Below are 14217 nucleotides of genomic sequence, written 5' to 3' on the forward strand. Positions count from 1 at the left end.
GAGGTAAATGAATTGCCAACATACAATAAACTGGTACGTGACAAGATACCTGAAATCATCGAAGCAAAAGGGAAAGAGGTCTCAACGACGATCCTGTCGAATGAGGAGTATATAAAAGAGTTGAAGTCGAAGTGCTTGGAAGAAGTCGATGAATATATGAATGCCACAACAAATGAAGAAGCAAAAGAAGAACTGGCTGACATCCTCGAAGTATTACATGCCATCGCCAAAACACACGGATCTTCCATGGAAGAAATCGAAAGCATACGACTCCAAAAGAAGCAGGCACGGGGAGGATTCCAGGAACGGATCTTCCTGATGGATGTAAAGGAATAAACCAAAAGGATTGAATGAAATGAGTCATAAATTGAAAGTCGGAGAATTGCGGGCAGACTATCTGACGGATGAAGAAATCTGGAGGACGTTCACCATCGTCCTCTCTTCAAAGTCTGTTAAATCATCAACCTATAAATATGCCCTTATGAAGGCGTTGATCGAAAATCTATACCAGGTCAACGAAGATCTGGAACTGACCTATGATCAACTGGCATACACGTTCACTAAGGTATATTGGAACCTTATCGCCCAACATAATCTAATTTATCAAAATCGGGGGAAGACAGCCAGGGTGGTCACGATCATGAAAGAGGAACAGGCGCGTCATTCCATTCCACCACAAATGGTTTTTGACAAGATCCCCGATTCCCTACAGATTAGTCTGATCAACAAAGTCAAAACCACCATGAAAGAAAACGTCTTTGGGGCCCTATATGGGGACACGGGTGCTACCTTCTATGCATTTGATCACCGGACAGAACGGTTACGATTCAGCCCGGCAGTCCATGTGTTCATGATGAACTACCAGAGGCTGATCGTCCAATTGACCAATTATCACATGGCAGCCATGATCGAGAAACTGAACGAAGTTCCTCATATCAATCATCTGTTGGAGAAAGTGGAAAGTATTGCGAAAAGGGGATCCTTGCGGCCTTACGAGAAGATACTATTATCCCACTTCGAAGCAAAGTGCTTTTATTGCGGTAAGAAGTTGACCGGACAGAAGCGAGAAACACATGTCGATCATTTTATCCCTTGGTCGTTTGTGCAGTCGGATCAGATTTGGAATTTGGTTTTGGCGTGTAACACGTGCAATACATCAAAGAGTGATAAGTTGCCTAGGAAGGATTACTTGTTTACTATTGTTTCCCGGAATGAGGCGTTGGCAACGGATCCATTATTGGTAAGACAGATGGGTAATTATAATGAGAAAAAGCTAGAAAGGATGTATGATTATTCAATTAAAAATGGTTATGATGTTTTGTGGGGGCTGTAAAGCATTAATTCGCTTGCCGGATAAGCAGGTAAACAGATTATAAAGAAGCAGAAAGTCTTCAACACTACTTGGAGGTTGCACCCGTCCAATATAGAACTTTATAGCGCAAGCATAGCCTTTATCCACTCATTTATCGAAATTCTCTAGGGAGATTACCGAAAGAAGGTGATCAAGTACTCGCCCTTTGAGCGGGAGCCATAGCAAAATAGTTACCTCATTATTGGAAGATGTCGGAGACGTGGTCTTCGGAAAGATGCGGACAGCAGAACAGGTCGTCAATTCGCCTTCCCCTCTCTGGTGAAAGAATGCATGTTCTTCGTCGATGATCACGCAGACGGGGAGAGTTTTGCCAGGGGAAGTGTTTACGCCTTTGGTGGCGGGGATTATGAAAAAGTTGAAGGTTTAAAGACTTAAGATATGAAAAGAAAGAAAGCTGCAGTTCAACTCCTGCAGCTTCCTTTCTTCGCATCCCACATGACTCTCTTCAATCCTTTCCCCCGGAAGACGGAAGTTTTGAATCGTTATTCGTGACATAGTTCTCTCCATACAACAGTTCTCATATGAACCCGATGAATTCATAGATAAGGTTCTTCTTATTTTGTATTACCATCATCTTAGTCCATTGTGGTTTCCTGAAGATGATTGATGACCTCCATGGAAAATGGGATTGCTTCATTAGGTCTCTATATGAATGGATAGAGCAATGTCTATGTCTTGATTTAGTCAATCTATACTGATTTTCATTGCGCTGGTTACAGAGTAAAGTGTAAAAGAGTTAGCACTCATTGTTTTTTAATTTTACTAATCACAGTTTTGCTCAGACCTGCTTTCTCCAAGAGCGGGATCTTAGGCAAAGCACATCTCCCTTCTTAATGATAGGTACATATATAATGATAAGTATGAATGATTTAAATTACATTATGAACTAATAAATATATAATTTTAAAACAATCATCATTTGCATTAGATAAGGAAAGTGGCTTTTGCATTTCTATATAATGGGAATATATGAATTTTTAAATTTTATATGATGATTTATAAAACTGTAAAGTGTAAGATTTAGTTAAAAAACGAATCGTATATCATATGTCTAAAATAAGGTGATGCATAATAGATAAGACCATTGAAGAACAACTTGATTTAGAAGAAGAAATCAAATCAAATATTCCCCCTCAAATAATTATGGTTTTTATTATGATTTAATCAATGTTTAAAGATCATAATATTGAAGGATAAGCAGTGACCGGGTCCGGTATATACCATAATGTAAAAAATGTGCGCTTTAAGTGAATATCTGAAATAATATCTCCTGAATAAAGCTGGGTCACCTCTCAATAAACGATAACCTTCGGGGGTAAATCCCCGGATACCTCCTCGATAAATAGCTGACAGTTACTTGGACTCTTGATAATTATTTCTTTATTATGAATCCATATTTTGTTTCTCTGTAACCTCATAAATGGCTCTTCCGAATGATATGATTTCTTATAGACCTCAAGTAAATAGAAAGTATTGATAATTTTTGAAAATAAAATTAACAAAGGTTAATAAGGAATTATACCCGATTCATTAAGATATTTTAGACAACAACCTCCCTGAATTTTAAAATATTTTAATTATGGGAAGTAAAACAGATCCGGAAATCCAGAAAAAGTCTGCTGAGGTGTGGATTCAATGTAAATTATTGTGGGGCTAGATTAAATGGCATCAAAGGAGGACTAGGTATTAAAGAAAATGGTATTGCATTTTGTTCATACATCCTAAGTTGTCTGAAAGGGGAGTCTTCACTTTGACTTCTGAACGGAAATTGGTGGTCTCCCAGATTGCTAATGGCTCCCGTTGGTTTAAAGAATGGTCAATGAACTATTATCGAAAGGCACTTAGTGATCGAATATTGATAAACATCTTCTAATGGATGTAAATATAAGGGCATTGAAAAAAATGAGGGATATGAGTAGAATAATAATGGATAAATAAATACATACATGTAGGTATTACTAAATTTTGAAAGAACTCTTTGCTTTTAATGGGAGCTAATGTTTGGTAATATTATATTAGTCTATAGGAGTAAAGGAGTTTGGAAAATGACACAAGAATTAAGAGCAATCAGTCTTTTTTCGGGTGCTGGTGGGTTTGATATAGGGAGCCATATGGCAAATGTACCGGTAGTGTTTAGTGTTGATATTGAAAAAGATTGTGTTGAAACACTTAAATTGAATGATATTTTTAAATATACTAAAAAAGTTCATGGAGATTTATTTAACATATCTAGCGATGAAATAAAAGATTCTCTGGGAGAAAAATTCAAAGGGAAATTTATTTTAATTGGAGGGGCTCCTTGCCAACCATTTTCAAAAAATGGTTATTGGGTCACTAATAAAGTAAGAAAAGGCATTGATGATCCTAGAGCGCTATTAGTAAACGAATATCTTAGAGTCCTAATAGATACAAAGCCAGATGGTTTTGTATTTGAAAATGTAGAAAGTTTGTTGCATCCAACTAATAGAGTGATTGTAGATTCATTTTTAGAAATTGCATCATCTGAGGGTTTTGAAACTAAAGTTGTAAGAGCAAATGCATTAGATTATGGAGTTCCGCAAAAGAGAAGACGTCTATTTCTTATAGGAACAAAAGGTACATTTAAAACAGAAGAACCTGTAAAGACTCATTTTCCTGCTGATATAGCAAACAGTGAAAACCTTCCAAGTTATGTTAATGTAGGAGAAGTAATGAGTGAATATGACGAGGAAGAGTATTTTGAAGAGCAGGAATTAACTAGTGGAGGAACTTATCATGAAGAATTAAGAGAAGTACCTCCAGGAATGAACTATAAAGCTCTAACCGCATGGGCAGGTTACCCTAACCCTAAATTCGTTGCTGATAAACGGTTTTGGAATTTTTTATTGAAACTGCATCCAGAGAAGCCATCCTGGACAATTACTGCTCAACCAGGCCCTTGGGTTGGACCCTTCCACTGGAATTCCAGAAGATTGAGAGTTCCTGAAATTTCTGCTATACAAACTTTTCCCAAAGATTATTTGTTTTATGGAAGTAGAAGATCAATCCAAAAACAAATTGGTAATGCTGTTCCCCCACTTATGGCAAAAGCCATGATCAATTTTCTTAAGGAGAGTTTAGTAAAATGACAAATGTTGTAAGTGTGTTTTCTGGGGGTGGAGGGATAGATCTTGGCTTTAAGAAAGCTGGATACGATATATTATATTCTACTGATTTTTTTAAAGAAGCATGCGATACACTTGAACATAATGAAATTGGAGAAATTGTAGAATGTAAGGATATAAGGGAAGTAGATTTTAAGGGGCTATTTGCAAAGTTAAATATTGATAAAGTGGATTTGTATGTTGGTGGACCTCCATGTCCTGCATATTCAAAATCAAGATTCTACAGAAAAGATAAAAAGAGAGCCCTAGAAGACGAAAATTCTTTTACACTATATGAATATTTTCGAGGTATTGAAGAATTAAATCCTAGGGTCTTCTTTTTTGAAAATGTACATGGCTTTATATTTAAACCACATCAAGCAGCATTTAATTATTTGGTGGGAAAATCAGAAGAATTGGGGTACACAATTTCTTGGAAAATCCTTAACACTGCGGAGTACGGAGTCCCTCAAACTAGAGAAAGATTTATTTGTATCGGTGTAAAAAAAGATGTGGGATCAAAGTTTGTTTTTCCAGAAGCGTCTCATTATATTCCTGAGAAGTACGATTCTATTAAAGATAAAAATAAAAAACCATGGGTAACTTGTGGCGAAGTACTTAGCGACTTAGATTTTGATTTACCAGAAGATGAAAAGATGCAAGCAGGTTCAAAACATAAGGATTTATTAAAAGAAGTTCCTCCAGGTGAAAACTATTTATACTTTACAGAAGAGAGAGGATATCCGAATCCAATTTTTAAGTGGAGATCGAGATATTGGTCTTTTCTCTTGAAACTGTCTCCCGATAGGCCATCATGGACTATACAGGCTAGCTTCTCCAACAACATGGGACCTTTTCACTGGAAGAATAGATTCTTAAGAATATCTGAAATTAAAAGGATACAAACTTTTGATGATGATTATGAAATCATTGGGGATATGAAAACTAAGTGGAGGCAGATTGGTAATGCTGTTCCCCCATTATTAGTAAAAGTAATAGCAGAAGAAATTAAGAGACAATACTTTTCAGATGAAGATTTCAAGTATAGAAGAGGTCAAAATGAACAATTGACTATAGATCATGTTTTAGGTAGCAACCCGGTATGAGAGGGTTGCTTTTTTTATACATTGATTTTGGGAAGTAACTTTTAGGAATAACTAAAGTTTTAAATATCTAATCAATCAAAATGAAAATATATTAAAATACTAATCGAAAATTACCGGTCCTATAAAAACTTTGTTTGTGGTAAAATTATCATATTGAGAAAAAAAGTGGTTGAATATTTTGTGACAACTAGGAGGAAGTACTTTGGCAGAATATACATGGGTGTTAGAAACTGGAGAATTACAAAGGAAATCTGTAGAAATCTCTTATTATCAGATTGTTGAAAGTAGTCTTATCTACTTTTTGGAAGATGCAATGAATCAATTACATAATAATAGTAAAGTAGAAGAGATAAAAAAATATATATATTCGATAGAGACATCAAACGTAAACAGTGGCAATCCCAGTAAAATGGTTGTTTGCTTAAAAGGAGTAACACCTGGTGGAAGAGCAGATAAATATCCATCCGAGTTTCGTATACAACAAAAACCTTCTTACTTGAATGATGCATACGAAATTGCTAATAAGGATAATGTTAAAGGAATATTATTAGGTATTTACAAAACTGAAGAGTTGTCAGAACCAATTTATTGTGCATGGAAGTTGAAGCCATCTCAAAAAGAGAGTGATAAACCAGTTTCAAAGCAAATTCAAGCAGAAACAATAGCAGAGGCGATAACAAATGGATTTGCAATTGCAAAAACAAAAAATGAATATGTATGTGCATTTAGAAAGGAGTTTATCTTTTTTTACTTGCAAAATTCAGAATGGATTCACGATCATCAATTTGAAAAAACTGAAAAAAAACTTGTAGAAGAAACAGTACGAGATTCAATCATTGATTATCATACCCCACAATACCTAGAACAACCTGGGATTAATAGAATTTATTTTGGGGCGCCAGGCACAGGGAAATCTTTTGGTATAAAAGAATTCATCAGAGAACACGGAATTGCAGACTATAATGACAAGAATGCATATCCTAATGTATTTCGTACTACTTTACACCCTGAATATGGGTACAATGATTTTGTAGGTCAAGTTATGCCAGTAGTGAAACTAGATGAAGAAAGTAGTTCATCAATTATAGAATATGAATTTTCCCCTCAGGTTTTCACCAAAGCTTTAGATAAAGCTTTCAGGATTAGAAGCAGTAAAGAACCAGTATTTTTGATATTAGAAGAAATGAGCCGAGCAAATGTAGCAGGAGTATTTGGCGATTTATTTCAATTACTAGATAGAGATGAACAGGGTGTTAGTGAATATAGGGTGGATAATGCGCTTATTGCAGAATCAATTTTTGGGAGAGACCGAAGTGATGATAAAATCTACTTGCCGGAAAATATATTTATTTTGGGAACGGTTAACACTAGTGACCAAAATGTCTATGTAATGGATACAGCATTTAAGCGACGGTTTGAGTTTGAATATGTCTCAACGGAGAGGATAATCGGGAGTTTAAATGATTTTAAATTTTCATTAAAGCTTAATGAAGAATTACTAGAGTTCTCTTGGATAACCTTAATATCTAAATTAAATGCCTATATTGTTAAAAGCGAAGAACACGGTGGATTAGGGTTAAGCGAAGATAAACAAATAGGGCAATTCTTTATTAAATTTAAATTAAATACTGGTGAATCAGACGAAAACATAATAAAACAATTAGAAGAGTATAATTACAATCAAATAAAAGGTAAATTATTGCAATATCTATGGCATGATGTAAAAGGAGCTTCTTATTCACCTCAAAATCTATTCGTTGAAGAAGCTTCAAGTTTTAGTAAATTGTATAGCATGGCTGAAAAAAAGGAAAACTTTTTCTCATCTCAATTTTTAGATATTTAAGGCTAATCAATGAGGGGGAGGTATACATTAATTGTTAAAAAGTAAATGGTTTATCATTCAAGAGGGTAGTCTTCTCCCTAAAGAATTATATAAGCTTTTTAAAGAGGAGTTTCAAATAGGAGATATTGGGCTTAAACCTGGTAATACTTATATATCAAAGTTTGTTGGGTTTATCCTGAAGGAAGATAAATGCCTAATAAGCTTCCCAAAGCATTACTTTTCTCCTCGCGTTTTGCAGGAACTTCAACCAGTAAAGGAGAGTGACAAGGTCTTTTTAAATAAGGATTTAAAGCTTTTATTTAATGTTATTAAAAAAAGTGCAAATCAAAGATCTATACAAAGTATAGGAATGGAGGGTGAAATAAACTATAATTACCCATTTCAATCTTTTTTTGAAGTTTACAATTATTATTTGAAATACGGTTTGTATACTAACGAACGAGATATTAAAGTATCAGGTTACTCAGGAAATATAAACTGGAAGCAAACAATATTAAAGTCCCCTATGATTCTAACCAGCAATAACTTAATTTACATGCCTATGGTAATCAAAAAAAAATTAAATGAACACGCCTTTATTAGTAAATGCATGGCTTACATTATTGATTCAACAGCAGAATTTCTTTCAGTATTCATTGATATTAAGCGAACAAATTTAGATTTTAAAGAAATAAATTGGAATAATAATAAACTAATCATTAGGCATTTAAGAGAAATAAAGCAATCAATATTTAAAGATATACATGTGAAACTAATAAATAGTCTTATTAAGTTTTTCCAAAAAGAAAATACAGGAAAAAATTTGATATTAATTAAAACACAAAATTTCGAATTAATCTGGGAAGCAATGGTGGGCTCATATCTTCAAAATTACTTTAAAAGAATAAACGAACATGGTTATATTGAATTCTCAGGCGATAAAAACCCTGTGCAAAAACCTTTTAATAAAAGGGTCTTTTATCCGGATATTGCAGGGAAGAAAGGTAGGCGATTTGAACCTGATTACTATTTATTGGAAGGGAATGTAAGATATATTTTTGATGGGAAGTATTTTAACGAAATAAAAGAGTTAAATTATAAGCAAATATCTTATTATTTTCTATTGAAGCATTATGAAAAAAATTTTAACGGTATTGACATAGTTAATACTTATAATATTTTATTACTACCAACGTATAAAGAAAATTCCGATCAAGGGAATTATGTAAATCATTTTCAACTAAACCCTCTATTTAATGATAATGAGAAAGATTTTAGTATAAAAGAACAATATTGTAACGTAAAAATCATTATGTCAAGTTACATAAATTAAAAATCCTATTTATTTTCACTTGAAATAGGCTACCAACTTTTCCACCATACTCTTTTTATTTTTTGCAAATTGTTGATGCCGGTGTATATTCCTCCCAGAAGGATGAGGGAAACCGTCTAAAATATGTTTTGTATCAATTAATTTTTGATCTGAAAGAAAGCTTAGGGCTTCTGAAACGTTTACACCTAAAGGAATTATTAGTGGACTATTTAAATGATCTAATTCTCTATGAAAAGATTGTGTAATATATGTACGTAGTAAATCTGTGCTCACGAGGTTGGGTGTAGATCCACTATAGTTTTTCCCGTTATGAAAAACCGGATATGGAAGAACGGAAGTGGTATGAAGCAAATGGTTGTGTGAACAGAATAACTCACTAGTGGAAGTAATGCCCAAATACCTAGGGAGATTGAGTTCATCAAGCATTGAAATAAGGTTCTTTCTCGTTGCCCCTTCAAGGTTTGAAATTTTTTTGACTTCATGGAGAATCCTTTTATCCGTAAAGTTTGTTTCTCTCAAATTCCATACCACTTCGTAAGAATTTTCCATTTGTTGGGAACCTGGAGTAATTCCTAAGATAACAACTTTAGCCTTGACATTGAGATACTCAAAGGGAGCGTAGAAAATCTCTAGTTTCTTCTTAGGATCTTTTTTAAGAAGGAATGCTTCATCAAGTATAAAATCTTCTATTGGTAAAGTTAATGATTGAATTTTAACTTTATAGTCGGTGAACTTAGAATAGGTAGCAATAGACATTATTATTCCTCCTGAGAGATAATTCTAAATCTATTATATAATACACTATTTGGAAAAGTAATTTCATTCTACAATTAGTCACAACTTTAATTGGGTTTCTGCCGGAGTTTTCTTAATAAATTTAAATGAGAGAAGATCAAATTGCTACTCCGTAAACCAAGACCTCATTCAACCAGATGATTACATAACCCTGTGAGGACGCGGAAAAGGTGGAAACCTGGGGCATTAAGACGACTAGACCCTTGCCGAAGGATTCTGGTCACGGAAGGAAATGTCCCTCAAGGATATAGCCCTGTCGGTCGGAACCGCCTTCCTGCTTGTCGTGGTGTCATTCAAGATCGCCGAACTTCTTCGACGCGATCAACGGCAGCCAGGGAATCGGAACGTTCCTCGTTTACCTATTCTTTGTCGTGATCGGTATACCAGCTTCGATTCCGTTGATTTATTCAGAATGCATCGCTACTCCTTGTATTCGTGCTGATCATCGTCATCCTCAACCTGGGCATTTCACTCAGTGCAGGGAAGCTATTGAAGTATGACCTTGAAGAGATCCTCCTCGCCAACGCCAACGTCGGAGGCCCAACGACGGCTGCCGCCATGGCCATTGCGAAGGGATGGAAGGATTTGATTGGACCGATCCTCATGGTCGGTACGCTGGGGTATATTATCGGGAATTATGTTGGGACGACGCTTGGGTTGTGGTTTGCTGGGTTTATGTAGGGTTGATGATCAGAGTTTTTAAGAAGGGGAAGGTTTCAAACCCTTTATCTAATGAAAGGTTAATGCGTGAACCCCTCACCCTCTTACAACATAATAGGAACATAAATGTTTACTACCCGGAGTTAAAAGGCTCTGGGTTTTTGCGTAGGTAAGAAAGGTCTGCTTGTCCCAGTACCTTCTCGAAATTTCACCAAGGGTCCCCTGTAAACTAGAACCAATTGAACCATCATTTTGCCTATGTCGATAGATCCATGATCGTCGTTGTAGTAAAATGGGTGTAAGAACCAGTTTAGTTGGAGGGTCGTTATGGAAGGGTTTATTAGAATTCCAGAAGTCATTAGAGATATAGAGGCAATACATAGTGAAAATGTGCAGCTGCTCTTAAAGAATAGTGAGTATGCAGACGATAAGATATCGTTGAACTTTCTGCGAACGCTCTACGTGCAGGACAGAGCGCTGTTTATGAATATACGGGATGAATTATTATTAAGGGGTTTTCGTTTTTATACTGAAAAGCCTACTAGTCTTTTACCAGGGTACCAGATGGAACCGACGGGTTGGATCGTATCTCAAGTAGACCATGACCAATATAAGTCTATTGAATTTGGCCAGTATGGGTTATCCGGATTGTTGAATCGCTTTCGCATTGAGAGTGATGTGTTCTTTCATCTGGTTCCATTGGAAGGGTTCAAGTGTTTAAATGCGAGTGTCGATCTTGTTGCGCTTCAGTATGATCTTGAGCGGGCAGGATTTAGAGTGGTAGAGTCCTTACATAGTATAGAGAGAGAAGTAGAAGAAAGCGGAGAATCGGTTGGTGATCACGATGACTCTGTCTTATCAAAAGTAGAACTATTTGCTGTAACACCGGTGTCAGTCGCCCTCCAGGATGATTCGTACTCAGATTTCATACGAATCTGCGAAGAACAAGGGGTGCATTACCTAAGTCACCTTACTGATTCCATTGTCCAAGTAGTGCCCCAACCAGGAAAAGTGAAGGACGCTATTCAAGAGCTATTTCTTCTTTCGATGACGGAGTTAAAAGCGAAATACCCTCAATTGGAAGGGTATAGGATTGATAAGAAAGACCTGTCTAAAGGATCACTGCGGATTGAAGATGTGTTTCATGAGAATCGTTTTAAGCTGTTCCGGTCCTTCTGTTCCGTTCACTCAATTGAGATCTTAGGTCAATTTGGTCATGCGGAGCTAACAGCGTTTTCCAGAGCTAACAGCGTGGGGTACAAAAAGTTAATTGATTTGTACGAACGGTTTAACAATCTATCAAGTGAACAACATGGGGAAATCGATCAATCCCTGATTTCGGTTGCTTTCGCTGAAAATAAGTACACGATGTTTAGGCAGTTCTGTACCCTAAAAGGTTTATCTGCTATACACGATCTAACGGCTGAACTGCTAGATGAATTCTCCACCGTAAAGGGTGTCGGAATGGGAAGGTATGAGCAAATAAGAGAAAAAGTGGCGGAGTATGGTCTTGGTACAGAAACTGAAGCCCCGTTAAATGGAATGAGCTACGGTCCGGACATTGCAGGGTTGTTCAGAAACACCAAGCTTGCGTTTTTTGTGGAGTTTTGTGAAGAGAAAGGGTTGCAAAAGATAAGTGAAGTGACCGAGCGGCACCTTAATGAGTTCTCGAGGCGAGCAAAGGTTGGAAAGCGGAAAGTGGAGCAAATCGTTGACGTTCTAACGGCCAACAACTGGGGACAGGGAATTCCGGATGTTTTTGAATTAGATACGTTGCATTTGTATTCTCTCCTTAAAGATTTCAGGGTGAACATGCTGATCACTTCTTTTGGAATGGACGTCACGTTGGAAAGCAATCTCTCTCTTCAGGAGTTGAACGGCAAAACCAGAGAAGAAGTACAGGAATTTCTGCCATTGGAAACTCTTTTAGATTTGGTGTACAGGATTGATAAAAGCGTGACACCTGAGGATATGGACAGAGTGATCAGAGAGTCGCTGAAAGGAAATGAGTATGAAGTCCTTGTTTACCGCTATGGTCAGAAACTGACGCTTGAAGAGACGGGTGAACATTTTGGTGTGACAAGGGAGAGAGTAAGGCAGATCGCCAAGAAGGCGATTGTTCGAGTGATGACTCTCCTTCGTCAGTATTTTTTCTTCGAAGTCACTCAGCTGCTGGGATCTTCCCCATCCTATATCTCTGCAGATGAATTACTCAGCTTAGTCGGGGAAGAGAGCCGCTATCTCGTGGAGATCCTAAAAGAGCAAGAAAGTGCTTTTGTCTATTTCGACAAATTAGATGCTTTTTTCTATAAAGCAGGCAAAACGATTGATTTTGAAACGGTAGAAGGGTTTATGAATGACTTACCGACGACATTCTTCCTCAATGAGTATGAGGATTTGCTAGAAGAGGTATTAGAATTCTTGGAGATTGACCAGCCTGAAACGTATTTGATTGAGAAGCTTCTGGTTGCGAGTGGATACACTGCTAATGGAGATGTATATTCAAGAAAACGACTCTCGATCGTTGACGCATTAGAGTTATTATTCAGCACCTATATTGGTGGATCAGTGTTAATAGATGAAAAGGGGCACCGGTATTTACAGTCCTTGAGTATAAAACATCTCAACTTTGAACTTCCTTCAAGCGTACGAAGTCTAGATGCAAGGCTGAGAGATTGTGAAAATATTATCCTCGTAGACAGTAATACGTTCCAATGGTTTAATCAAGACACGTTTGATATGGATTTGTTGAAAGAGGTTGAAACGTATTTGAATCAACGTTTCAAGGGAACAGACGTTGTTAATGTTGAACAGGTTTACAATCATTTTCAAGAGAAATTAGAAGCAAGAGGCGTCATGACGAAGCTCCATTTGTATTCAATTATTAAGTACTTCCTGCAGGACCAATACGACATAGGCAAAGGGAACACGTTGAATATCTATCGGCCTGATGCAGAAAAGCTTGATGCTGAGACCGCTCTTATACAGTTGATTAATGAGCTTGGGGGACTATGTGACAAATCAGATCTGAAGGAACGTCTTCTTTGGCAACAGTATAAACTGGATTTGACCGTTTCTCAGTCGAAAAAGATTCTTGGGTGGGGGAACAGCAAAGTGATCACCTTTGAGCGCCTGGGTTTAACAAATGCTGTGAAGCAGATGATGATCGACCTTACCTACAGCAAGATAAGGCAAAACGGTGGGTATGCATTTGTTGGGGATTTGCTCACGGATATGAAATTTAATCCCGCACTTGCTACTGTGATCCAGGAGAATGAAATAGACGACACAGGGAAATTGGCATCGATTATCAGAATCCTATTGCCTGAAGTAAAGACACAGAACAACTTCATGTATGTACAAGACTCTAAATGTAAAAGTATTGAAGATTATCTGTTGCAAAAATTCAACGGTCAGGTTACTCGTAAGCAGTTGATGGACGAGCTAAAACAAGCTGGATACAAAGGGATTACGCCGAATAACATTTTATTTAATCTCATGACACAACGGCTCTATATTGAAATTGATTTGGGCGTTTTGTACCCGAGTGAGCAGCTTCAAGTCACTGATGAAGAGGCAAAAGCAGTAGTACAGTATATCGATAATGAAACTAGCGGTAAGGAATATATTTCTCTTCATAAGCTCAAAGGCTATAAGCGTAAGCTGCCGGATATCGGGTTAAGATGGAATCCGTTTTTAATGAAGAGTATCCTTGTTGAACATGGCTACCGTCAAATTACCAAGATAATGAATGACTACCGCTATGATAAAATCCTTTTGGTCAAGCAGGAAAGTGACATTAAAACGTTTGAACAACTGGTCTACCGCGTGCTGAAAAATGAGTACTCCGGAAATATGCACGAGCGGAGTGTCTATGATTTCCTTTCGGAGAAGGGGATAGTGAGAGAGCAGGATAGTCCTTCTGGTAAAGTTCTGCCTCATGAACTGAGGAATGTACAAAATTCTGTGAATGTTGATGAAATCGGTATTGTTTCATTAGTGTAGGG

8 protein-coding genes and 1 pseudogene are annotated in these 14217 nt (G+C 36.8%); 8 read left to right on the top strand and 1 reads right to left on the bottom strand.

The genetic code is table 11. The features are described 5' to 3' along the window. Positions 1–12: 12 nt before the first annotated feature. The 6 genes from ABJ225_RS13290 to ABJ225_RS13315 all read left to right on the top strand — a co-directional run bounded on the left by ABJ225_RS13290 (position 13) and on the right by ABJ225_RS13315 (position 8755). Positions 13–336: a nucleoside triphosphate pyrophosphohydrolase gene (locus ABJ225_RS13290; protein ID WP_347320733.1), complete on the top strand. Its 324-nt coding sequence runs from the start codon at positions 13–15 to the stop codon at positions 334–336. 19 nt (positions 337–355) lie between these two features. Further along, positions 356–1333 (top strand): HNH endonuclease domain-containing protein, encoded by a 978-nt coding sequence (locus ABJ225_RS13295; RefSeq protein ID WP_347320734.1) that lies wholly within the window; start codon positions 356–358, stop codon positions 1331–1333. Positions 1334–3417: 2084 nt separating this feature from the next. Next, positions 3418–4479: a DNA cytosine methyltransferase gene (locus ABJ225_RS13300; protein WP_347320736.1), complete on the top strand. Its 1062-nt coding sequence runs from the start codon at positions 3418–3420 to the stop codon at positions 4477–4479. Beyond that, a complete protein-coding gene (locus ABJ225_RS13305; RefSeq protein WP_347320738.1) occupies positions 4476–5600 on the top strand; it encodes a DNA cytosine methyltransferase in 1125 nt (374 codons plus the stop codon). The genes ABJ225_RS13300 and ABJ225_RS13305 overlap by 4 nt, the downstream gene beginning before the upstream one ends. Positions 5601–5802: 202 nt before the next feature. Continuing rightward, the gene (locus ABJ225_RS13310; RefSeq protein ID WP_347320739.1) at positions 5803–7443 is read left to right on the top strand and encodes a hypothetical protein; all 1641 of its coding nucleotides are present in this window, start codon (positions 5803–5805) and stop codon (positions 7441–7443) included. Between the two features lie 31 nt (positions 7444–7474). Beyond that, positions 7475–8755 carry a hypothetical protein gene (locus ABJ225_RS13315; RefSeq protein WP_347320740.1) on the top strand — a complete coding sequence of 427 codons (1281 nt, stop codon included), beginning with the start codon at positions 7475–7477 and terminating at the stop codon, positions 8753–8755. A gap of 15 nt (positions 8756–8770) precedes the next feature. On the opposite strand, the gene ABJ225_RS13320 is transcribed toward ABJ225_RS13315, so the two are convergent. Further along, positions 8771–9511: a uracil-DNA glycosylase family protein gene (locus ABJ225_RS13320; protein WP_347320741.1), complete on the bottom strand. Its 741-nt coding sequence runs from the start codon at positions 9509–9511 to the stop codon at positions 8771–8773. 244 nt (positions 9512–9755) lie between these two features. Between ABJ225_RS13320 and ABJ225_RS13325 the strand changes: the two are divergent. Together ABJ225_RS13325 and ABJ225_RS13330 are read left to right on the top strand one after the other, a co-directional pair. After that, positions 9756–10231, top strand: a pseudogene (locus tag ABJ225_RS13325) (DUF819 family protein); the annotation flags it as partial. Positions 10232–10537: 306 nt separating this feature from the next. Continuing rightward, complete coding sequence (locus ABJ225_RS13330; protein ID WP_347320742.1) at positions 10538–14215, top strand: sigma factor-like helix-turn-helix DNA-binding protein; 3678 nt, start codon at positions 10538–10540, stop codon at positions 14213–14215. The last annotated feature ends 2 nt before the right edge of the window (positions 14216–14217 follow it).

Origin of the sequence: Rossellomorea sp. RS05 (genome assembly GCF_039822645.1) — a bacterium.
Taxonomy (GTDB): Bacteria; Bacillota; Bacilli; order Bacillales; family Bacillaceae_B; genus Rossellomorea; species Rossellomorea marisflavi_B.